Here is a 21,491-nt window from a genome sequence, read left to right as displayed (position 1 = left end):
CATGTTCCGCCGCGCGTTCTGGTTCACCACCGGCGCAGCCGCAGGCGTCTGGGCCACCACCAAGGTCCAGCGCACCCTGCGCGGCCTCGCGCCCGACAGCCTCGCCGTCCGGGCGGCGGGCCACGCCGCCTCGGCCGGGCTCCGGGTGCGCGACTTCGCGCTCGACGTCAGGTCCGGCATGGCCCAGCGGGAGAACGAGCTCAACGACGCCCTGGGCATCGCGCCCGAGGCACCCGCGCCCGAGGCACCCGCGGCCGAGCCGTCCGCGGCCGAGCCGTCCGCGGCCGAGATCCCCGCGCCCCCGACACCACGCCGCCGTGCGGAACGATCCGCCCGGCCCCCCCGACCCGAACGACCGGAAAAGAGGACCACTGATGGAGTCGGCTGAAATCTGCCGCCGCTGGCTGAGCTTCTTCGAGGAGCGCGGGCACCTCGTCGTGCCCTCGGCGTCGCTGATCGCGGACGACCCCACGCTGCTGCTGGTCCCCGCCGGCATGGTCCCGTTCAAGCCCTACTTCCTCGGCGAGGCCCGTCCGCCGCACCCGCGTGCCGCCAGCGTGCAGAAGTGCGTGCGCACCCCGGACATCGAGGAGGTCGGCAAGACCACCCGGCACGGCACGTTCTTCCAGATGTGCGGCAACTTCTCGTTCGGCGACTACTTCAAGGAAGGCGCGATCAGGTACGCCTGGGAGCTGCTGACCACCTCCGTCGCCGACGGCGGCTACGGCCTGGAACCCGAGCGGCTGTGGATCACCGTCTACGAGCAGGACGACGAGGCCGAGCGGATCTGGCGCGAGGACATCGGCGTTCCGGCCGAGCGCATCCAGCGGCTGGGCATGGGCCCCAACTTCTGGTCGATGGGCGTCCCGGGCCCCTGCGGTCCCTGCTCGGAGATCAACTACGACCGCGGCCCCGAGTTCGGCCCCGAGGGCGGCCCCGCCGTCAACGAAGAGCGATACGTGGAGATCTGGAACCTGGTCTTCATGCAGTACGAGCGGGGCCCGGGGGAGGGCAAGGACGACTTCCCCATCCTCGGCGACCTCCCCGCCAGGAACATCGACACCGGTCTCGGCCTCGAACGCCTGGCGATGATCCTCCAGGGCGTCCAGAACATGTACGAGACGGACACCCTGCGGGTGGTCATCGACAAGGCCGGCGAGCTGACCGGCGTGCGCTACGGCGAGTCCGAGGACACGGACGTCTCCCTGCGCGTGGTGGCCGATCACATGCGCACCTCGATCATGCTCATCGGCGACGGCGTCACCCCGGGCAACGAGGGCCGCGGCTACGTGCTGCGCCGCATCATGCGCCGGGCCGTCCGCACCATGCGCCTGCTCGGCGCCACGGGCCCGGTCGTCGCCGAGCTGGCCGACGTGGTCCTGGCCGCCATGGGCAAGCAGTACGCGGAGCTGCTGACCGACCGCCGCCGCATCGAAACGGTCGCCCTGGCCGAGGAGTCGGCGTTCCTGAAGACCCTCAAGGCCGGCACCAACATCCTGGACGGCGCCGTCACCGAGACCCGGGCCGCCGGCGGCACGGTGCTGCCGGGCGACAAGGCGTTCCTGCTCCACGACACCTGGGGCATCCCGATCGACCTCACCCTGGAGATGGCCGCCGAGCAGGGCCTGTCCGTGGACGAGACCGGGTTCAGGCGCCTGATGACGGAGCAGCGGGACCGCGCCAAGGCCGACGCCCGCGCCAAGAAGCAGGGCCACGCGGACCTCTCCGCCTACCGGGCCGTGGCCGACGCCGCCGGACCCTCCCGGTTCGTCGGCTACACGGAGACCGCCGCCGAGTCCTCCGTGGTCGGGCTGCTGGTCGACGGCGTCTCCGCGCCCGCCGCCCACGAGGGCGACGAGGTCGAAGTGGTGCTCGACCGCACCCCGTTCTACGCCGAGGGCGGCGGCCAGCTCGCCGACACCGGCCGGATCCGCCTGGAGTCGGGGGCCGTGGTCGAGGTCCGCGACGTCCAGCAGCCGGTGCCGGGCGTCCTCGTGCACAAGGGCGAGGTCCAGGTCGGCGAGGTGACCGTGGGCGCCGCCGCCCACTGCCTCATCGACATCCAGCGCCGCCGGGCCATCGCCCGCGCCCACAGCGCCACCCACCTCACCCACCAGGCGCTGCGCGACGCCCTGGGCCCGACCGCCGCGCAGGCCGGCTCGGAGAACTCCCCCGGCCGCTTCCGCTTCGACTTCGGCTCGCCCGCCGCCGTTCCCGGCTCGGTGCTCGGCGACGTGGAGCAGAAGATCAACGAGGTGCTGGCCCGCGAGCTCGACGTCACCGCCGAGGTGATGTCGATGGACGAGGCCAGGAAGCAGGGCGCCATCGCCGAGTTCGGCGAGAAGTACGGGGACCGGGTGCGGGTCGTCACCATCGGCGACTACTCCAAGGAGCTGTGCGGCGGCACCCATGTCCACAACACCGCCCAGCTCGGCCTGGTCAAGCTGCTCGGCGAGTCCTCCATCGGCTCGGGTGTGCGCCGGGTCGAGGCCCTGGTGGGCACCGACGCCTACCGTTTCCTCGCCCGCGAGCACGCCGTGGTCGCCCAGCTCACCGAGCTGGTCAAGGGCCGCCCGGAAGAGCTGCCCGAACGGATCTCGGGCGTGCTGACCCGGCTGAAGGACGCCGAGAAGGAGATCGAGCGGTTCCGCGCCGAGAAGGTCCTCCAGGCCGCGGGCCCTCTGGCCGAGACCGCCCGCGACATCAGGGGCGTCGCGCTGGCCACCGGCCGGGTGCCGGACGGCACCACCGCGGACGACCTGCGCCGCCTGGTGCTGGACGTACGCGGCCGGATCACGGGCGACCGGGCCGCCGTGGTGGCCCTGTTCACCGTCCTGAAGGGGCGCCCGCTCACCGTCGTGGCCACCAACGAGGCCGCGAGGGAGCGCGGTCTCAAGGCCGGTGACCTCGTGCGCACCGCCGCCAAGACGCTGGGCGGCGGCGGGGGCGGCAAGCCGGACGTGGCCCAGGGCGGCGGCCAGGACCCGTTGGCCATCGACGCCGCGCTGGCCGCCATCGAGCGCCAGGTCGCGGGCATCGCCTGATGCGACGCGGCAGGCGCCTCGGCGTGGACGTGGGGGAGGCGAGGATCGGGGTCGCGAGCTGCGACCCCGACGGCCTCCTCGCCACCCCGGTGGAGACCGTTCCCGGGCGTGATGTGCCGGCCGCCCAGCGGCGGCTGGCCCAACTGGTCGCGGAGTACGAGCCGATCGAGGTCGTGGTCGGCCTGCCGCGCTCGCTCCACGGCGGCGAGGGCCCGGCCGCGGCGCGCGTGCGGGCGTTCGCCGAGGACACCGCCCGCCGTCTCGCGCCCGTGCCGGTGCGGCTGGTCGACGAGCGGATGAGCACGGTCAGCGCGACGCGGTCCATGCGCGCGTCCGGCGTCAAGGAGAAGAAGGGGCGGTCCCGGATCGACCAGGCGGCGGCCGTCGTGATCCTGCAAAGTGCCCTGGAAACGGAACGGTCCTCGGGCCGTCCGCCGGGGCAGTGCGTCGAAGTGGTTGTCTGATCGCGATACGGTAACGTTCCGCGCGACAGGGCAGTGTTGCGGACTCGGGGGAAAACGGCTGCCGCCTTGCGTCACAAGGGGTTCGATGACTGAGTATGGCCGGGGTCCCGGCTCCGAACCGTGGCACCCCGACGACCCGCTCTACGGAGAGCAGAACTGGTCGGGCGGGTACGACGGCACGGGTGCCCAGCACGCGCAGAGCGCCGGCTGGCAGGAGGGGTACGGGGAGCAGCAGCAGTACCCGCAGCAGCAGTACTGGCCCGGGCAGCAGAACGAGCAGGGCGGCTGGGACACGGCCGACCCCTACTACGCCACAGGCCAGTACCCGCAGCAGCAGCAGCCCCCGCAGGCGCATCAGTACGAGCAGCACCCGCAGCAGCCCCAGCAGCAACAGCAGCCCCAGCAAGGCGGGCCCTACGGCACGGGGGAGTTCCAGCAGCCGTACGGCACCCACGAGATGTACGCCCAACAGCAACAGCAACAGCAGCAACGGCAGTACCAGCAACAACAACAGCAACAGCAGTACCCGCCGCAGGGTCAGCAGCACCCGCAGCACCCGCAGCAGCCTCAGCAGCCTCAGCACCAGCAGCCGCCCCCGCGGCAGGGCATGCCGCAGGAGGCGCGGCAGCGGCAGCAGCCCGGGGGGCCCACCGTCCCCGCGGCTCGTTACCAGGAGCCGGGCGCCGACCCCGAGACCGGCTGGGATCCCGGGCCCGACCAGGGCGAGCGGGACTTCTTCACCCGCGACGACGACGAGGACGGCGCCGACCGCGACACCCCCCAGCGCGCCGGCCGCCGGGGCGACCGCCCCAAGAAGCGACGCCTCGGCTGCGGCTGCGTGGCCATCGCGCTGGTCGTCGCGGGCGGCCTCGGCGGCGTCGCCTACTACGGATACGGCTTCTACCAGGATCGTTTCGGCGCCGCTCCCGACTTCGCGGGCGAGGGCGCCGGCGAGGTGCAGATCGAGATCCCCGAGGGCTCCTCCGTCTCCGCGATCGGCAACATCCTCAGGGAGGCGGGCGTCGTCAAGAGCCACGACGCGTTCGTGGACGCCGCGGGGGAGGACGGCCAGCTCATCCAGGCCGGCATCTACACCCTGCGCGAGGAGATGTCCGCCGACTCGGCCGTCGCGATGCTGCTCGACCCCGAGGCGTCCGCCGCGAACGCGCTCACCGTCCCCGAGGGACGCCGGGCCACCGACATCTACGCCATGATCGACGAGCAGTTGGGCCTTGAGGAGGGCGCGACCGAGGAGGTCGCGGGCTCGGCCGACCTCGGGCTGCCGGACTGGGCCGAGGGCGACCCTGAGGGCTTCCTCTTCCCCGCCCGCTACGACGTCGGCGAGGAGACCACCCCCGAGGACCTGCTGGCGCGCATGGTGGAGCGCGCCGTGCAGGAGTTCGAGGACATCGACCTGGAGGGCCAGGCGGAGGCGATCGGCTACGCGCCGCGCGAGGTCCTGATCATCGCCTCGCTGATCCAGGCCGAGGCCCAGGAGGACGAGGAGTTCGGCAAGGTCTCCCGCGTCATCTACAACCGGCTGGACGAGCCGATGATGTTGCAGTTCGACTCGACCGTGAACTACGCGCTGGGGCGCTCCACCCTGGACGTCTCCCTGGAGGACATCGAGGTCGACTCGCCCTACAACACCTACGAGGTGGACGGCCTGCCGCCGGGGCCGATCGACAACCCGGGCCACCAGGCGCTGGAGGCCGCGCTGAACCCCACCGAGGGGAACTGGCTGTACTTCGTCACCGTCCGCCCCGGCGACACCCGGTTCACGGACAGCGTCTCCGAACACGACCAGAACGTCGAGGACTTCAACGAGGCCCAGGCCGAAGGGGGGGAGGGCTGATGCCGGACGCGCCCGTCGACCGGCACGCCGCGGTCCTCGGCTCGCCGATCGCCCACTCCCTCTCGCCCGTCCTCCACCGGGCCGCCTACCGGGCGCTCGGGCTCGACTCCTGGGAGTACGGCTGTTTCGAGGTGAACGAGGACGCGCTGCCCGGCTTCATCGAGGGCCTCGGCCCGGACTGGGCCGGTCTCTCGCTGACGATGCCGCTCAAGCGCGCCGTGCTCCCGCTCCTCGACGAGCTCAGCGACACCGCCGCCTCGGTGGAGGCGGCCAACACCGTGGTCTTCGGCGACGACGGCAGGCGCTACGGCGACAACACGGACGTCCCCGGCATGGTCCGGGCCCTGCGCGAGCGCGGCGTCACCCATGTGGCCGGCGCCGCCGTCCTCGGCGCGGGTGCCACCGCCGCCTCTGCCGTGGCCGCGCTCGGCGAGGTCTGCACCGGACCGGTCACCGCGTACGTCAGGAGCGAGGAGCGCGCCGCGGAGATGCGGCGCTGGGGCGAACGGCTCGGCGTGGAGGTCGCGATCGCCGACTGGTCCCGGGCCGGGGAGGGGCTCGGCGAGCCCCTGGTGATCGCCACCACCCCGGCCGGGGCCACCGACGGCCTGGCCGGGTCCGTGCCGGAGTCCCCCGGGGTGCTCTTCGACGTCCTCTACGACCCCTGGCCGACCAAGCTGGCGGGCGCCTGGACGCTCCGCCGCGGCCATGTCATCGGCGGTCTCGACCTGCTGGTGCACCAGGCCGTTCTCCAGGTCGAGGCCATGACCGGCATCGTGCCCGCGCCGGTGCGCGAGATGCGCGCGGCGGGCCGCGCCGCCCTCGCCGGGCGCTGAGCGCTCCCGCCGCACGCCCCCGGCGTCTCGCGACTCAGACGGCGTCGGGGCGGCCCTGGCGGACGTGGCAGGATCGGCGGTGAGACACCGCACGGTCGAGAGAATTCCTAAGGAGCACCGTTGAGCAGGCTGCGCTGGCTGACGGCGGGAGAGTCGCACGGACCGGCCCTCGTGGCGACCCTGGAGGGGCTTCCCGCGGGGGTCCCGGTCACCACCGACATGGTGGCGGACGCCCTGGCGCGACGGCGGCTCGGCCACGGCCGCGGGGCCCGGATGAAGTTCGAGCGCGACGAGGTCACCTTCCTCGGCGGCGTCCGGCACGGGCTCACCCTGGGGTCGCCGGTGGCGATCATGGTGGGCAACACGGAGTGGCCCAAGTGGGAGCAGGTCATGGCGGCCGACCCGGTGCCCGAGGAGGTCCTCGCCGACCTCGCGAGGAACGCCCCGCTGACCCGGCCGCGCCCCGGCCACGCGGACCTCGCCGGCATGCAGAAGTACAGCGTGAACGACGCCAGGCCCATCCTGGAGCGCGCCTCGGCGCGCGAGACCGCGGCCCGCGTCGCCCTGGGCGCCGTCGCCCGCTCCTACCTGAGGGAGACCGCCGGGATCGAGCTGGTCTCCCACGTGGCCGAGCTCGGCGGCGCGGCGGCCCCGGCCGGGGTGCTGCCGCGCCCCGAGGACACCGCGCGGCTCGACGCCGACCCGGTGCGCTGCCTGGACCCGGACGCGAGCAAGGCGATGGTGGCCGTCATCGACCAGGCGCACAAGGACGGCGACACCCTCGGCGGCGTGGTGGAGGTGCTGGCCTACGGCGTTCCGGTGGGGCTCGGCTCCCATGTCCACTGGGACCGCCGTCTCGACGCCCGTCTCGCGGGCGCGCTGATGGGCATCCAGGCCATCAAGGGCGTCGAGCTCGGCGACGGCTTCGGCCTCGCCAGGGTCCCGGGGTCGCGGGCCCACGACGAGATCGTGCCGGGGCCCGAGGGCCTCCGCCGTGCCTCGGGCCGCTCGGGCGGCACCGAGGGCGGCCTGTCCACCGGGGAGCCGCTGCGCGTCCGCGCGGCGATGAAGCCCATCGCCACCGTGCCGCGCGCCCTGGCCACCGTGGACGTGGCCACCGGTGAGGCGACGCGCGCCCACCACCAGCGCTCCGACGTCTGCGCCGTCCCGGCCGCCGGGATCGTCGCGGAGGCCATGGTCGCCCTGGTCCTCGCGGACGCCGTGGCGGAGAAGTTCGGAGGGGACAACGTGACCGAGACCCGCCGCAATGTGACCGGCTTCCTGGACCACCTGGAGATCCGATGAGCGCCGCCCCCGCCTCCAGGCCCGCCGCGGTGCTGGTCGGTCCGCCCGGGTCGGGCAAGTCGACCGTCGGCGCGCTGCTGGCCGAGCGCCTCGGCCGTGCCCTGCGGGACACCGACGCCGACGTGGAGCGCGCCGCGGGCAAGCCCATCGCGGAGATCTTCGTGGAGGACGGTGAGCAGTGCTTCCGCGCGTGGGAGGCCGCCGCCGTCCGCGCCGCGGTGGCCGAGCACGACGGCGTGCTCTCGCTCGGCGGCGGCGCCGTCATGGACCCCGCCACCCGCGCCCTGCTGGCCGGGCTGCCGGTGGTCTTCCTCGATGTCGCCCACGGCGAGGCCGTGCGCCGCGTCGGCCTCGACACGGCCCGCCCGCTGCTCGCGATCAACCCCCGGCAGCAGTGGCGCCTGCTGATGGAACAGCGCCGGCCCCTGTACACGGAGGTCGCCCGCGCGGAGGTCCAGACCGCCGGGCTCACGCCCGACGAGGTCGTCCAGGCCGTCCTCGACGCATTGGAGCTCACGACCGCATGACCACCCCACCGCAGGAGAGCCCCCGGGCCACCCCGACCAGGGTCACGGTCGGCGGGAGCGCGGGGACCGCCCCCTACGACGTCCTGATCGGCCGTCGGCTGCTCGGCGAGCTGCCGGGCCTCATCGGCGCGGACGCCACGCGCGTCGCCGTGCTCCACCCCGAGGCCCTGGCCGGGACCGGCGAGGTGGTGCGCCAGGACCTGGCCGACCAGGGGTACGAGACCATCGCCGTCCAGCTTCCCAACGCGGAGGAGGCCAAGACCGCCGAGGTCGCCGCCTACTGCTGGACGGCGCTCGGCCGGTCCGGGTTCACCCGCACCGACGTCGTCGTCGCCGTGGGCGGCGGCGCCACCACGGACGTCTCGGGCTTCGTGGCGGCCAGCTGGCTGCGCGGCGTGCGCTGGATCGCCGTGCCCACCACCGTGCTGGGCATGGTCGACGCCGCGGTGGGCGGCAAGACCGGCATCAACACGGCCGAGGGCAAGAACCTGGTGGGTGCCTTCCACCCCCCCGCCGGAGTGCTGTGCGACCTCGCGGCGCTCGACTCCCTCCCGGTCCACGACTACGTCTCGGGCCTGGCCGAGGTCATCAAGGCCGGATTCATCGCCGACCCCGCGATCCTGGAGCTGATCGAGGCCGATCCCGGGGCGGCGCGCCGCCCCGACGGGCCGGGCACCGCGGAGCTGCTGGAACGCGCCATCCGGGTCAAGGCCGACGTGGTGTCCGGCGACCTCAGGGAGTCGGGCCCCCGGGAGATCCTCAACTACGGCCACACGCTGGCCCACGCCATCGAGAAGAACGAGCGGTACTCATGGCGCCACGGCGCCGCCGTGGCCGTGGGCATGGTCTTCGCCGCCGAGCTCGGCAGGATCGCCGGCCGCCTCGACGACGCCACCGCCGACCGGCACCGCGCCGTGCTCGCCTCCGTCGGCCTGCCGGTGACCTACCGGGGCGCGGCATGGCCGAAGCTGCTGGAGACCATGCGCGTGGACAAGAAGTCGCGGGGCAACCGGCTGCGTTTCATCGTCCTGGACGGGCTGGCCAGGCCGTCGGTGCTGGAGGGCCCCGACCCGGCGATGCTGCTCGCCGCGCACGCGGAGATCGCCGCGTGAGCCGCCGCGTCCTGGTGCTCAACGGGCCCAACCTCGGCCGCCTCGGCTCCCGCGAGCCGGACGTCTACGGCTCCACCTCCTACGCCGGGCTCGTGGAGCGGTGCACCGCGCTGGGCGAGGAGCTCGGCCTCGACGCCGAGGTCCGCGAGACCAACGACGAGGGCGAGCTGATCCGCTGGCTGCACGAGGCCGCGGACGGCTCGATCCCGGTGGTGCTCAACCCCGGCGCGTTCACCCACTACTCCTACGGGCTGCGCGACGCGGCGGCCCAGCGGACCGCGCCCCTGATCGAGGTCCACATCTCCAACCCGTACCGGCGGGAGGAGTTCCGTCACACCTCGGTGATCGCCTCGGTGGCCAGCGGCACCGTCGCGGGCTTCGGCATCGGCTCGTATCTGCTGGCCATGCGGGCGGTGGCGGACGAGCTGGGCGACTGAGGGCGGCCCGGCACTCCGCGTGCTTCCCATGCGTTCACGACAAGGAAAGGGCCGAACGGTACCGTGTGTCAGGCCCGAAGGGATGCACGAGCGTGAGCGCCGTGCGCTGAGATGACGGACATGGGGAGCGGATGCAACAGCCCGGTGGGATGCCCGTGCCACCCCCCGCCCCGCTCGACGGTGGGACGGCCGGGTATCTCAAGCTGCCGCCCGGCGGAGGGGTCCCCGCGCCCGCCCCCGCTCCGGGGACCGGTCAGTCCGACGTCGCGCACGTCGGTGTCGCGGTGCTGCTGATCGGGCCTGCCGGGGCGGGCAAGACGACGGTCGCCCGGTTCTGGGCCGGGCGCAGGCCGGTGCCCACGGCGCACATCAGCCTGGACGACGTCCGCGAGTGGGTGCGCTCCGGCTTCGCCGACCCCCGCTCCGGCTGGGACGACCGCTCCGAGGCGCAGTACCGCCTGGCCCGCCGCACCTGCGGCTTCGCCGCGAGGAACTTCCTGGCCAACGGCATCTCCTGCATCCTGGACGACGCCGTCTTCCCCGACCGGCCCGCCGTGGGCCTCGGCGGCTGGAAGCGGCATGTCGGGCCGGGGCTCATCCCGATCGTGCTGCTCCCCGGTCTGGACGTCGTCCTCGAAAGGAACGCGGCGCGCAGCGGTACGCGTCGGCTGTCGGACGAGGAGGTCGCCACCATCCACGGCCGAATGGCGGGGTGGTACGGCTCGGGGCTGCCCATCATCGACAACTCCCGCCACGACGTGGCGACCACCGCCCGGATGCTCGACGACGCGGTGGCACGCAGCCTCTCCAGCCCGCCGCAGTGGTGACCCTCTGCGCTCGTCCGGACGTGTTCAGGCGGCCGAAGAGGGGCTGGCCTGCGTAGGCTCGGTCCATGTCCGAGGTTCACGCGGCCCGACGGTCACGGCTGCGGGCCCGCTGCTCACCGGCGGGCAGTGTGGCCGTCCTCGTCTCCCGGCCGGCCAACGTCCGCTACCTGGCCGGTTCAGCCCCCGCCGGAGCCGTGCTGCTGGTGGGGCACGCCGGCGCCGACGTGCTGGTCGGCCACTGGAACCCGGCCGGGGGCCCCGAGGGGCCGCGCGCGGCCGACGACCACGGCCTGCGCGCCCTGGCCCTCGACGGTGACACGGACGCCGCCGTCGCCGCCGCCTCGGTCGCCGTCGAGAGCGGCGCCCGCACCCTCGCGGTCGAGGAGCACCATCTGACGGTCGCCAGGCACCGGGCGGTCGCCGCCCGGGCCACCGGCGTCCAACTCGCCGACCTGGACTGCGCCGTGGAGCGGCAGCGGCTGGTGAAGGACGAGGAGGAGATCGCCTCGCTGCGGGTCGCCGCCGAGATCACCGACCGGGCGCTGGGCGAGCTGCTGGAGTCCATCCTGGTGGGCCGCACCGAGCGCCATCTCGCCCTGGAGCTGGAACGCCGCCTGGTCGACCACGGCGCGGACGGCCCCGCCTTCCCCACCTCGGTGGCCACCGGCAGCCACTCCGGCCTGGCCGGGCACCGGCCCACGGACCGCAGGGTGGAGGAGGGCGACTTCCTCACCGTCTGCCTGGGCGCCAGGTTCCGCGGGTACCGCTGCCAGATCGGGCGGACGTTCGTGATCGGCACCAGCCCCGACGACTGGCAGATCGAGCTGTACGAGGTGGTCTTCGCCGCTCAGCGGGCCGCGCGTGAGGCGCTGACGCCGGGGGCGGAGTACCGGGCGGTGGACCGGGCGGCCCGGGACGTCCTGGCCGCCGCGGGGCACGGCACGGCGCTCGGCCCGGTGACCGGGCGGGGGGTGGGCCTGGAAATCGGGGAGGACCCTCGGTTGTCCCCCGCGGCCATGGGTAGACTGGGCCCTTGCGTGCCGGTCACCGTCGAGCCAGGGGTGCATCTTCCAGGCCGGGGCGGTGTCCGGATCGATGACACGCTCGTCGTCCGCTCACCGGCGGACGGCGGACCTGAGCTACTCACCATCACGACCAAGGAACTCCTCGCCCTCTAGCCCCGCGCGGGCGGCCCGGGGGGACCGCGGTCACAGCAGCAGTCGGTAGGAGATTCCGCAACCGTGGCCACCACGAACGACCTCAAGAACGGCATGGTGCTCAAGCTCGACGGGGGCCAGTTGTGGTCCGTCGTCGAGTTCCAGCATGTCAAGCCCGGCAAGGGCGGCGCTTTCGTGCGCACCAAGCTCAAGAACGTACTCTCCGGCAAGGTGGTCGACCGGACCTTCAACGCCGGCACCAAGGTCGACACGGCCACCGTGGACCGGCGCGGCATGCAGTTCTCCTACAAGGACGGCAGCGACTTCGTGTTCATGGACACGGAGACCTACGACCAGTTGCACGTCACCCCGGAGACCGTGGGAGATGCGGCCAACTACCTGCTGGAGGGCCAGGACTGCACGGTCGCCATCCACGAGGAGAACCCGCTGTTCGTGGAGCTGCCCGCCGCGGTCGAGCTGGTGATCGAGTACACCGAGCCCGGCGTCCAGGGCGACCGCTCCACGGGGGGCACCAAGCCCGCCAGGCTGGAGACCGGGTACGAGATCGGCGTTCCGCTGTTCATCACGACCGGCGAGAAGATCAAGGTCGACACGCGCTCCGGCGACTACCTCGGCCGGGTGAACAGCTAACCGTGGCTGCCCGCAGCAAGGCCCGTAAACGCGCGTTGCAGATTCTTTTCGAGGCCGACCAGCGTGGCGTTCCCGCCACCGACGTCCTTGCTGACTGGGCCAGGCTGGCCCTGGGCGACGACCGGCAGCCGCCGGTCAGCGCGTACACCCGGGAGCTGGTCGAGGGCTATGCCGGGCACACCGAGCGCATCGACGAGCTCATCGCGCAGTACACCGTGAGCTGGCCGATCGACCGCATGCCCGTGGTGGACCGCAACATCCTGCGGCTCGCCACCTTCGAACTCATCTGGGAGGACGGCACGCCCGACGCCGTCGTGCTGGACGAGGCGGTGCAGCTGGCCAAGGAGTTCTCCACGGACGACTCACCGGCCTTCGTCAACGGGCTGCTCGGCCGGCTGAAGGACCTGAAGCCGACCCTGCGCCGCTGACGCCCGGGCGCCGCCGGCCCCCGGGGCCGCAGCCGCCTCCGCGACCGGCGCCTTCCGCGAGGGGGTGGCGGGCCTGATGGCCCGCCACCCCCTCGCGGAAGCTCTCGGCGAAGAGGCGTCAGGAGTCCTCGGCCTGCACCGCCCGCCGCGCGTCCGCGCCCAGCACGCCCCAGCTGATCAGCTGTTCGGTCAGCACCGAGGGCGACTGGTCGTAGATCACGGCCAGGGTGCGCAGGTCGTCCTGACGGATCGACAGGACCTTGCCGTTGTAGTCACCGCGCTGGCTCTGGATCGTCGCGGTGTACCGCTGGAGGGGTCCCGCCTTCTCGCTCGGCACATGGGCGAGCCGCTCCAGGTCGAGCACGAGCTTCGGCGGCGGCTCGGCGGCGCCTCCGGGCGTCGAACCGGGCAGCAGCTCCTGCACCGGGACCCCGTAGAAGTCCGCCAGCTCCGCGAGGCGCTGCACGGTGACGGCACGGTCGCCGCGCTCGTAGGAGCCGACGACGACCGCCTTCCAGCGGCCCTGCGACTTCTCCTCGACCCCATGGAGCGACAGACCCTGCTGGGTGCGGATGGCCCGGAGCTTTGCACCGAGCTGTTTGGCGTATTCGCTGGACATGTGTCTCCCCGGAACGGCTGCTTCGTAACTCACTGTGAGGTTACGCAGCGTAATAAGCGCCGTCAAGCCGGGGCCGAGCATCTGGCCTCTGACCTGGGGGAATGCGCAGCGTGCCGGTGACCCTGATAGGGTCGGAGCGTTCGATTGGCGTCCTTTAAGGCCCGTCCCGTGAGGCGGGGAAGGAGGTCCTGTATCCGCATGGACTCATCCACCGACCCTCAGCAGCCCGTTCCGGCCCGCACCGTTCTGGAGGCGCCGGACATCGCACGGGCTCTCACCCGCATCGCCCACGAGATCGTCGAGCGCGCCAAGGGCGCCGACGACGTGGTGCTTCTCGGCATTCCGACCCGCGGCGTCTTCCTGGCCGGGCGGCTGGCCGCCAAGCTGCGCGAGATCACCGGCCTGCCGGTGCCCGTCGGCTCCCTGGACATCACCATGTACCGGGACGACCTGAGGCTCCGCCCGGCCCGCGCGCTGGCCCGCACCGAGATCCCCGGCGACGGCATCGACGGCCGTCTCGTCGTCCTGGTGGACGACGTGCTCTTCTCCGGCCGCACCATCCGCGCCGCCCTGGACGCGCTGAACGACATCGGCCGCCCCCGCGCCGTCCAGCTGGCGGTCCTCGTGGACCGCGGCCACCGCGAGCTGCCGATCCGCGCCGACTACGTCGGGAAGAACATCCCGACCTCGCTGCGCGAGACGGTCAAGGTGCAGCTCACCGAGGAGGACGGCCGCGACGGCGTGCGGCTCGGCACGCGCGCCCCCTCCGGCGAGCGGTAGCCCCGCCGCCGCGCCGAGCCCCGCACCCCCGCACGCACGCTTCCCTCACCCGCGGCCGATGCCCGGTGGGACTCAACGGAAGGCACCAGGTGAAGCGCCACCTCATCTCGGCCACCGATCTCAGCCGCGACGACGCCGTCATGATCCTCGACACCGCCGAGGAGCTGGCCCGCGTCGCCGACCGGCCGATCAAGAAACTCCCCACGCTGCGCGGCCGCACGGTGGTCAACCTGTTCTTCGAGGACTCGACCCGCACGCGCATCTCCTTCGAGGCCGCGGCCAAGCGCCTGTCCGCCGACGTGATCAACTTCTCGGCCAAGGGCTCGTCCGTCTCCAAGGGCGAGTCGCTGAAGGACACCGCCCTGACCCTGGAGGCCATGGGCGCCGACGCCGTCGTCATCCGCCACCACGACTCGGGCGCCCCGCACCGGCTGGCCACCTCCGACTGGATCGGCGGCTGCGTGGTCAACGCCGGGGACGGCACCCACGAGCACCCCACCCAGGCGCTGCTCGACGCGTTCACCCTGCGCCGCAGGCTCACCGGCGGGTCCGGCGGCGGGGTGGGGGGTGACCTGTCGGGCCGCCGCGTCACCATCGTCGGGGACATCCTGCACAGCCGGGTGGCCCGTTCCAACATCCACCTGCTCACCACGCTGGGCGCGGAGGTCACCGTCGTGGCCCCGCCCACCCTGGTGCCCATCGGCGTCGGCCACTGGCCCTGCGGGGTCTCCTACGACCTGGACGCCGTGCTGCCGACGTCGGACGCGGTGATGATGCTGCGGGTCCAGCGGGAGCGGATGAACGCGGCCTACTTCCCGACCGAGCGGGAGTACGCACGCCGCTACGGCCTGAACGGGGACCGGATGGCGCGGATGCCGGACCACGCCATCGTCATGCACCCGGGCCCGATGAACCGCGGCATGGAGATCACCGCCGAGGTCGCCGACTCGCCCCGCTGCACCGCGGTGGAGCAGGTCTCCGGCGGCGTCAGCGTCCGGATGGCGGTGCTCTACCTGCTGCTCGGCGGGGCTGGCCCCGCCGAGAACACCCGCCCCGAGGAGAACGGACAGCCAGCATGAGCCAGACCCAGCGGACCCTGATCCGCGGCGCGAACGTCCTGGGCGGGGCGCCGCGCGACGTTCTGATCGACGGCGAGACCATCGCCGGTGTCGGCACCGGCCTCCCCGCGGACGGCGCCGACACCCTCGACGCGGAGGGCCTCGTCCTGCTGCCCGGCCTGGTCGACCTGCACACGCACCTGCGCGAGCCGGGCCGCGAGGACTCCGAGACGGTCCTGACCGGCACCAGGGCCGCCGCGGCCGGCGGCTTCACCGCCGTGCACGCCATGGCCAACACCTTCCCCGTCGCCGACACCGCGGGCGTGGTCGAGCAGGTCTGGCGGCTGGGCCGCGAGTCCGGCTACTGCGACGTCCAGCCGGTGGGCGCGGTCACCGTGGGCCTGGAGGGCAAGCAGCTCGCCGAGCTGGGCGCCATGCACGACTCGGCCGCCGCCGTCGTCGTCTTCTCGGACGACGGGAAGTGCGTGGACGACGCCGTGATGATGCGCAGGGCCCTGGAGTACGTGAAGGCGTTCGACGGCGTGATCGCGCAGCACGCCCAGGAGCCCCGGCTGACCGAGGGCGCCCAGATGAACGAGGGCATCGTCTCCTCCGAGCTGGGCCTGACCGGCTGGCCCGCCGTCGCCGAGGAGTCGATCATCGCCCGCGACGTGCTGCTCGCCGCCCACGTCGGCTCCCGCGTCCACGTCTGCCACCTGTCCACCGCGGGCTCGGTCGAGCTGGTCCGCTGGGCCAAGTCCAAGGGCTGGCAGGTCACCGCCGAGGTCACCCCCCACCACCTGCTGCTCACCGACGACCTGGTGCGTTCCTACGACCCGGTCTACAAGGTGAACCCGCCGCTGCGCACCGAGGCGGACGTGCTGGCGCTGCGCGAGGCACTCGCCGACGGCACCATCGACTGTGTGGCCACCGACCACGCCCCGCACCCCCACGAGGACAAGGACTGCGAGTGGGGCGCCGCGGCCATGGGGATGACCGGATTGGAGACCGCGCTCTCCGTGGTCCAGCACACCATGGTCGACACCGGCCTGCTGGACTGGGCCGCCGTCGCCGACCGGATGTCCGCGCGGCCCGCCGCCATCGGCCGCCTCACCGGCCAGGGCCGCCCCGTCGCCCCCGGCGAGCCGGCCAACCTCACCCTGGTCGACCCCGCCCACCGCGCCGTGGTCGACCCCGCCGCGCTCGTCTCGCGCAGCAGGAACACGCCCTACCGCGGGCGCGAGCTGCCGGGTCGGGTCCGGCACACCTTCCTGCGCGGCCGGGCCACGGTGCGGGACGGTGAGCTCGCGTGAACGCGTCGACCGCGGTGCTCGCCGCCGCCCGGGGGGCGGAGCGCCGCTCCCAGGAGGTCACCGACTGGGCCGCCAGGATCGGCTGGATCATCGGGCTGCTGCTGTTCGTCGCCCTGATCTACTGGCTGATGCGCGAGGGCTGGAAGTGGCGCGCCACCCTCCAGGGCGACCTGCCCGAGCTCACGCCGCTGCCCGAGGCCGGGGAGGAGCCGCGGCTGCGCCTGGCGGGCCGGTACCACGGCACCACCACCGCGGGACAGTGGCTCGACCGCATCGTGGCCAGGGGGCTCGGCGCCAGGAGCCGCGCCGAGCTGGCCCTGACCGGAGCGGGGGTGAGCGTGGTCCGCCCCGGCGCCCCGGGCTTCCTGATCCCCGGTGACCGGATCCGTGGCGCGCGACTCGACAAGGGCATCGCGGGCAAGGTCCTCACCGAGGGCGGGCTGCTCGTGGTCACCTGGGAGCACGGCGACCGGCTGCTGGACTCCGGGTTCCGCTCCGACCGCGCCGCCGAGCACGCCGACTGGGTCGACGCGCTGGGCCCGTTCTCCCCCTTCGAGCCCCCCGAGGGTTCCCAGCCCATCGAGAGCACCGAGACCACCGAGACCACCGAGACCACCGAGACCGTCAAGGAAGAGGCACGATGAGCACCACCCCCGCCGTGCTGGTCCTCGAGGACGGGCGCGCCTTCCGCGGCCGGGCCTACGGCGCGGTCGGCGAGACCTTCGGCGAGGCGGTCTTCTCCACCGGGATGACCGGCTACCAGGAGACCCTCACCGACCCCTCGTACCACCGCCAGGTGGTCGTGATGACCGCCCCGCACATCGGCAACACCGGCGTCAACGACGAGGACCCCGAGTCCCGCCGCATCTGGGTCGCCGGCTACGTGGTCCGCGACCCGGCCCGCACCCCCTCCAACTGGCGCTCGGTGCGCTCCCTCGACGAGGAGCTGGCCGCGCAGGGCGTCGTCGGCATCAGCGGCATCGACACCCGCGCCCTCACCCGGCACCTGCGTGAGCGCGGCGCCATGCGCGCCGGCGTGTTCTCCGGGCCCGCGCTCGGCGACCACGCCACGCTCCTGGAGCGCGTGCGCTCCTCCCCGCAGATGGCGGGCGCCAACCTGGCGGCCGAGGTCGCCACCACCGAGCCGTACGTCGTTCCCGCCCTGGGGAGGAAACGGTTCACCGTCGCCGCGGTCGACCTCGGCATCAAGGGCATGACCCCGCGCCGGATGGCCGAGCGCGGCATCGAGGTCCACGTCCTGCCGGTCACGGCGACGCTGGAGGAGGTGTACGCGTCCGACCCGGACGGGGTGTTCTTCTCCAACGGTCCCGGGGACCCCGCGGCCGCCGACCACCCGACCGCGCTGATGCGGGGCGTGCTGGAGCGCTCCACGCCGCTGTTCGGGATCTGCTTCGGCAACCAGGTCTTCGGCCGGGCGCTCGGCTTCGGCACGTTCAAGCTCAAGTACGGCCACCGGGGGATCAACCAGCCGGTGAAGGACCTCGCCACCGGCAAGGTCGAGGTCACCGCGCACAACCACGGCTTCGCCGTGGACGCGCCGGTCGGCGAGCCCTCCCCGACGCCGTTCGGCCGGGCCGAGGTCTCGCATGTCTGCCTCAACGACGGCGTGGTGGAGGGCCTGCGGCTCCTCGACCGCCCCGCGTTCAGCGTCCAGTACCACCCCGAGGCGGCCGCGGGCCCGCATGACGCCGCGTACCTGTTCGACCGCTTCGCAGCTCTGATGGAGGACCGGCGTGCCTAAACGCTCCGACATCCAGTCCGTCCTGGTCATCGGGTCGGGCCCGATCGTCATCGGGCAGGCGGCCGAGTTCGACTACTCGGGCACGCAGGCCTGCCGCGTGCTCACATCCGAGGGGCTGCGGGTCATCCTCGTCAACTCCAACCCGGCCACGATCATGACCGACCCGGAGATCGCCGACGCCACCTATGTGGAGCCGATCACCCCGGAGTTCGTCGAGAAGATCATCGCCAAGGAGCGGCCCGACGCGCTGCTGCCCACCCTCGGCGGGCAGACCGCGCTCAACACCGCGGTCGCCCTGCACGAGGCGGGCACGCTCGCGGCCTACGGCGTGGAGCTGATCGGCGCCCATGTCGAGGCCATCCGCAAGGGCGAGGACCGGGACCAGTTCAAGGACGTCGTCGCCGCCGTCCGCGCCGCCACGGGGCATGGCGAGTCGGCCCGTTCGGTCATCTGCCACTCGATGGACGACATCCTGGCCGGGGTCGCCGAGCTCGGCGGCTACCCGGTCGTCGTGCGCCCCTCGTTCACCATGGGGGGCGCCGGTTCCGGCTTCGCCCACGACGAGGCGGAGCTGCGCCGCATCGCCGGGCAGGGCCTCGCGCTCTCGCCGACCACCGAGGTGCTCCTGGAGGAGTCCATCCTCGGCTGGAAGGAGTACGAGCTGGAGCTGATGCGCGACCGGAACGACAACGTGGTGGTCGTCTGCTCCATCGAGAACCTGGACCCGATGGGCGTCCACACCGGAGACTCCATCACCGTGGCCCCCGCGATGACGCTCACCGACCGCGAGTACCAGATCCTGCGCGACGTCGGCATCGCGGTCATCCGGGAGGTGGGGGTCGACACCGGCGGCTGCAACATCCAGTTCGCCGTCGACCCGGAGGACGGACGCGTCGTCGTCATCGAGATGAACCCGCGGGTCTCCCGTTCCTCGGCGCTGGCCTCGAAGGCCACCGGCTTCCCCATCGCGAAGATCGCGGCCAGGCTCGCCATCGGCTACACCCTGGACGAGATCCCCAACGACATCACCGAGCAGACCCCCGCCTCCTTCGAGCCCACGCTCGACTATGTGGTGGTCAAGGTGCCGCGGTTCGCGTTCGAGAAGTTCCCGTCGGCGGACGCCTCGCTCACCACCACGATGAAGTCGGTCGGCGAGGCCATGGCCATCGGACGCAACTTCACCGAGGCGCTGAACAAGGCGCTGCGCTCGGTCGAGAAGGCCGGGTCGGGTTTCGACTTCGGTGGCGACCTCGCGGGCCTGGGGGACAAGGACGCGCTGCTGTCCAAGGCCGCCGTCCCCACCGACGGCCGCCTGAACACCGTGATGCGGGCGATCCGCGCCGGGGCGACGCGCGAGGAGGTCTTCGGGGCCACCCGGATCGACCCCTGGTTCGTGGACCAGCTGTTCCTGATCAAGGAGATCGCCGACGCGCTGGCGGACGCCGAGCTGCTGTCGCCCGAGCTGCTGACCGAGGCCAAGCGGCACGGCTTCTCCGACGCCCAGATCGGCGTCATCCGCGGACTGCGCGAGGACGTGGTGCGCGAGGTCAGGCACGCGCTCGGCGTGCGCCCGGTGTACAAGACGGTCGACACCTGCGCCGCCGAGTTCGCCGCCCGGACGCCCTACCTCTACTCCTCCTACGACGAGGAGACCGAGGTCGCCCCGCGCGAGAAGCCCGCGGTGATCATCCTCGGCTCCGGGCCCAACCGCATCGGCCAGGGCATCGAGTTCGACTACTCCTGCGTCCACGCCTGCTTCGCCCTCAGCGACGCGGGCTACGAGACGGTGATGGTCAACTGCAACCCGGAGACCGTCTCCACCGACTACGACACCTCCGACCGGCTCTACTTCGAGCCGCTCACGCTGGAGGACGTCCTGGAGATCGTGCACGCCGAGACCCTGGCCGGGCCGGTGGCCGGGGTGCTCGTCCAGCTCGGCGGGCAGACGCCGCTCGGCCTGGCCCAGGCGCTGAAGGACAACGGCGTGCCCATCGTCGGCACCTCGCCCGAGGCGATCAACCTGGCGGAGGAGCGCGGCGCGTTCGGCCGGGTCCTCGCCGAGGCGGGCCTGCCCGCGCCGAAGTACGGCACCGCCTTCTCGTTCGAGGAGGCCAAGGCCATCGCCACCGGGATCGGCTACCCGGTGATGGCCCGGCCCAGCTACGTGCTCGGCGGGCGCGGCATGCGGATCGTGTACGACGAGCCCGCGCTGGCGGAGTACCTCAGGCACCACGCCGGGCTGATCTCCGAACACCCGGTGCTCATCGACCGCTTCCTCGACGACGCGATCGAGATCGACGTGGACGCCCTCTACGACGGCGAGGAGCTGTATCTGGGGGGCGTGATGGAGCACATCGAGGAGGCCGGGATCCACTCGGGCGACTCCGCGTGCGCCCTCCCGCCGATCACCCTCGGGGCCAGCGACATCACCCGGCTCCGCGACTCCACCGAGGCCATCGCCCGCGGCGTCGGCGTCCGCGGCCTGATCAACATCCAGTTCGCCCTGGCCGGAGACATCCTCTACGTGCTGGAGGCCAATCCCCGGGCCTCGCGCACCGTGCCGTTCACCTCCAAGGCCACCGCCGTCCCGCTGGCCAAGGCCGCGGCGCGCGTCTCGCTCGGCTCCACCATCGCGCAACTGCGCGCCGAGGGAATGCTCCCGTCGCGCGGGGACGGCGGCACCCTGCCGCTGACCGCGCCGATCTCCGTCAAGGAGGCGGTGATGCCGTGGTCGCGCTTCCGCGACGTGCACGGCCACGGCGTGGACACCGTCCTCGGCCCCGAGATGCGCTCCACCGGCGAAGTCATGGGCATCGACTCGGTGTTCGGCACCGCCTACGCCAAGTCGCAGGCCGGTGCGTACGGCCCCCTGCCCACCAAGGGCCGGGCGTTCGTCTCGGTCGCCAACCGGGACAAGCGGGCCATGATCTTCCCGGCCCGCGCGCTGGCCGAGCACGGCTTCACGCTGCTGGCGACCGAGGGCACCGCGGAGGTGCTCAAGCGCAACGGCATCAACGCCACCGTGGTGCGCAAGCACAGCGAGGGGGAGGGGCCCGGGGGCGAGCCGACCATCGTCCAGCTCATCCACGACGGCCAGGTCGACCTCATCATCAACACCCCCTTCGGCACCGGCGGCCGCCTCGACGGCTACGAGATCCGCACCGCGGCCGTCGCCCGCGGCGTCCCCTGCCTGACCACCGTCCAGGCGCTGTCCGCCGCGGTGCAGGGCATCGACGCGCTCGGGCGCGGCGAGGTCGGCGTGCGCTCCCTCCAGGACCACGCCCGCGATCTCAACGCCGCACGGGAGGCGTGACGC

The 21,491-nt window shown here is 72.9% G+C and carries 19 protein-coding genes and 1 pseudogene; 19 read left to right on the top strand and 1 reads right to left on the bottom strand.

The annotated features are described in order from the left end of the window. Window position 1 precedes the first annotated feature (1 nt). From ADY01_RS01625 to nusB, 13 genes and pseudogenes are all read left to right on the top strand, one after another. Window positions 2-388 (top strand): DUF6167 family protein, encoded by a 387-nt coding sequence (locus ADY01_RS01625; RefSeq protein WP_049564445.1) that lies wholly within the window; start codon window positions 2-4, stop codon window positions 386-388. Next, a complete protein-coding gene (gene alaS, locus ADY01_RS01620; RefSeq protein WP_049564443.1) occupies window positions 375-3,044 on the top strand; it encodes an alanine--tRNA ligase in 2,670 nt (889 codons plus the stop codon). The genes ADY01_RS01625 and alaS overlap by 14 nt, the downstream gene beginning before the upstream one ends. Continuing rightward, window positions 3,044-3,508, top strand: a complete 465-nt coding sequence (gene ruvX / locus ADY01_RS01615; RefSeq protein ID WP_049564441.1) for a Holliday junction resolvase RuvX — start codon at window positions 3,044-3,046, stop codon at window positions 3,506-3,508. Before alaS ends, ruvX begins: the two co-directional genes overlap by 1 nt. A gap of 85 nt (window positions 3,509-3,593) precedes the next feature. Continuing rightward, window positions 3,594-5,363, top strand: a complete 1,770-nt coding sequence (gene mltG / locus ADY01_RS01610) for an endolytic transglycosylase MltG (RefSeq protein ID WP_049564439.1) — start codon at window positions 3,594-3,596, stop codon at window positions 5,361-5,363. After that, window positions 5,363-6,199: a shikimate dehydrogenase gene (locus tag ADY01_RS01605; protein WP_049564437.1), complete on the top strand. Its 837-nt coding sequence runs from the start codon at window positions 5,363-5,365 to the stop codon at window positions 6,197-6,199. The genes mltG and ADY01_RS01605 overlap by 1 nt, the downstream gene beginning before the upstream one ends. Window positions 6,200-6,319: 120 nt before the next feature. Next, the gene (gene aroC, locus ADY01_RS01600) at window positions 6,320-7,504 is read left to right on the top strand and encodes a chorismate synthase (RefSeq protein WP_049564435.1); all 1,185 of its coding nucleotides are present in this window, start codon (window positions 6,320-6,322) and stop codon (window positions 7,502-7,504) included. Further along, window positions 7,501-8,031: a shikimate kinase gene (locus ADY01_RS01595; RefSeq protein WP_049564433.1), complete on the top strand. Its 531-nt coding sequence runs from the start codon at window positions 7,501-7,503 to the stop codon at window positions 8,029-8,031. The genes aroC and ADY01_RS01595 overlap by 4 nt, the downstream gene beginning before the upstream one ends. Then, window positions 8,028-9,143 carry a 3-dehydroquinate synthase gene (gene aroB, locus ADY01_RS01590; RefSeq protein WP_049564431.1) on the top strand — a complete coding sequence of 372 codons (1,116 nt, stop codon included), beginning with the start codon at window positions 8,028-8,030 and terminating at the stop codon, window positions 9,141-9,143. Before ADY01_RS01595 ends, aroB begins: the two co-directional genes overlap by 4 nt. Then, entirely contained in the window at window positions 9,140-9,580 is a 441-nt protein-coding gene (gene aroQ / locus ADY01_RS01585; RefSeq protein WP_049564428.1) for a type II 3-dehydroquinate dehydratase, read from the top strand. Before aroB ends, aroQ begins: the two co-directional genes overlap by 4 nt. A gap of 143 nt (window positions 9,581-9,723) precedes the next feature. After that, window positions 9,724-10,407 (top strand): annotated as a pseudogene (locus ADY01_RS01580) (AAA family ATPase); the annotation flags it as partial. A 65-nt stretch (window positions 10,408-10,472) separates the two neighbouring features. Beyond that, entirely contained in the window at window positions 10,473-11,585 is a 1,113-nt protein-coding gene (locus tag ADY01_RS01575; protein ID WP_049564422.1) for a M24 family metallopeptidase, read from the top strand. A 63-nt stretch (window positions 11,586-11,648) separates the two neighbouring features. Beyond that, complete coding sequence (gene efp, locus ADY01_RS01570) at window positions 11,649-12,215, top strand: elongation factor P (RefSeq protein ID WP_049564419.1); 567 nt, start codon at window positions 11,649-11,651, stop codon at window positions 12,213-12,215. 2 nt (window positions 12,216-12,217) lie between these two features. Next, window positions 12,218-12,643 carry a transcription antitermination factor NusB gene (gene nusB, locus ADY01_RS01565; RefSeq protein ID WP_049564416.1) on the top strand — a complete coding sequence of 142 codons (426 nt, stop codon included), beginning with the start codon at window positions 12,218-12,220 and terminating at the stop codon, window positions 12,641-12,643. A gap of 118 nt (window positions 12,644-12,761) precedes the next feature. Here nusB and bldD read toward each other — a convergent pair whose 3' ends face one another. Beyond that, window positions 12,762-13,262, bottom strand: coding sequence for a transcriptional regulator BldD (gene bldD, locus ADY01_RS01560; protein ID WP_049564414.1), 501 nt, complete (start codon window positions 13,260-13,262; stop codon window positions 12,762-12,764). Window positions 13,263-13,460: 198 nt separating this feature from the next. On the opposite strand from bldD, the gene pyrR reads away from it, so the two are divergent. The 6 genes from pyrR (at window position 13,461) to carB (ending at window position 21,488) form a co-directional block, all read left to right on the top strand. Then, on the top strand, window positions 13,461-14,042 hold the full coding sequence (gene pyrR, locus ADY01_RS01555) for a bifunctional pyr operon transcriptional regulator/uracil phosphoribosyltransferase PyrR (RefSeq protein ID WP_049564412.1): 582 nt from the start codon (window positions 13,461-13,463) through the stop codon (window positions 14,040-14,042). A gap of 89 nt (window positions 14,043-14,131) precedes the next feature. After that, complete coding sequence (locus ADY01_RS01550) at window positions 14,132-15,121, top strand: aspartate carbamoyltransferase catalytic subunit (RefSeq protein WP_049564410.1); 990 nt, start codon at window positions 14,132-14,134, stop codon at window positions 15,119-15,121. Then, a complete protein-coding gene (locus ADY01_RS01545) occupies window positions 15,118-16,413 on the top strand; it encodes a dihydroorotase (protein ID WP_049564407.1) in 1,296 nt (431 codons plus the stop codon). Before ADY01_RS01550 ends, ADY01_RS01545 begins: the two co-directional genes overlap by 4 nt. After that, a complete protein-coding gene (locus tag ADY01_RS01540; RefSeq protein ID WP_199826137.1) occupies window positions 16,410-17,057 on the top strand; it encodes a hypothetical protein in 648 nt (215 codons plus the stop codon). Before ADY01_RS01545 ends, ADY01_RS01540 begins: the two co-directional genes overlap by 4 nt. Then, window positions 17,054-18,175, top strand: coding sequence for a glutamine-hydrolyzing carbamoyl-phosphate synthase small subunit (carA, locus tag ADY01_RS01535; protein WP_049564405.1), 1,122 nt, complete (start codon window positions 17,054-17,056; stop codon window positions 18,173-18,175). The genes ADY01_RS01540 and carA overlap by 4 nt, the downstream gene beginning before the upstream one ends. Next, window positions 18,168-21,488, top strand: a complete 3,321-nt coding sequence (gene carB / locus ADY01_RS01530) for a carbamoyl-phosphate synthase large subunit (RefSeq protein WP_049564403.1) — start codon at window positions 18,168-18,170, stop codon at window positions 21,486-21,488. Before carA ends, carB begins: the two co-directional genes overlap by 8 nt. Window positions 21,489-21,491 lie beyond the last annotated feature (3 nt).

This window comes from Streptomyces sp. SBT349, assembly GCF_001083795.1.
Classification (GTDB): Bacteria; Actinomycetota; Actinomycetes; order Streptomycetales; family Streptomycetaceae; genus Streptomyces.
Note: the sequence above shows the minus strand (reverse complement) of the source record. Positions and strands in the feature narration are given on the sequence as shown.

Bases quoted from the DNA above. Each gene is read 5' to 3' on its own strand.
- ADY01_RS01625 (WP_049564445.1), top strand. From the start codon at position 2: ATGTTCCGCCGCGCGTTCTGGTTCACCACCGGCGCAGCCGCAGGCGTC.
- alaS (WP_049564443.1), top strand. From the start codon at position 375: ATGGAGTCGGCTGAAATCTGCCGCCGCTGGCTGAGCTTCTTCGAGGAG.
- ruvX (WP_049564441.1), top strand. From the start codon at position 3,044: ATGCGACGCGGCAGGCGCCTCGGCGTGGACGTGGGGGAGGCGAGGATC.
- mltG (WP_049564439.1), top strand. From the start codon at position 3,594: ATGACTGAGTATGGCCGGGGTCCCGGCTCCGAACCGTGGCACCCCGAC.
- ADY01_RS01605 (WP_049564437.1), top strand. From the start codon at position 5,363: ATGCCGGACGCGCCCGTCGACCGGCACGCCGCGGTCCTCGGCTCGCCG.
- ADY01_RS01595 (WP_049564433.1), top strand. From the start codon at position 7,501: ATGAGCGCCGCCCCCGCCTCCAGGCCCGCCGCGGTGCTGGTCGGTCCG.
- aroB (WP_049564431.1), top strand. From the start codon at position 8,028: ATGACCACCCCACCGCAGGAGAGCCCCCGGGCCACCCCGACCAGGGTC.
- ADY01_RS01575 (WP_049564422.1), top strand. From the start codon at position 10,473: ATGTCCGAGGTTCACGCGGCCCGACGGTCACGGCTGCGGGCCCGCTGC.
- bldD (WP_049564414.1), bottom strand. From the start codon at position 13,262: ATGTCCAGCGAATACGCCAAACAGCTCGGTGCAAAGCTCCGGGCCATC.
- pyrR (WP_049564412.1), top strand. From the start codon at position 13,461: ATGGACTCATCCACCGACCCTCAGCAGCCCGTTCCGGCCCGCACCGTT.
- ADY01_RS01545 (WP_049564407.1), top strand. From the start codon at position 15,118: ATGAGCCAGACCCAGCGGACCCTGATCCGCGGCGCGAACGTCCTGGGC.
- carA (WP_049564405.1), top strand. From the start codon at position 17,054: ATGAGCACCACCCCCGCCGTGCTGGTCCTCGAGGACGGGCGCGCCTTC.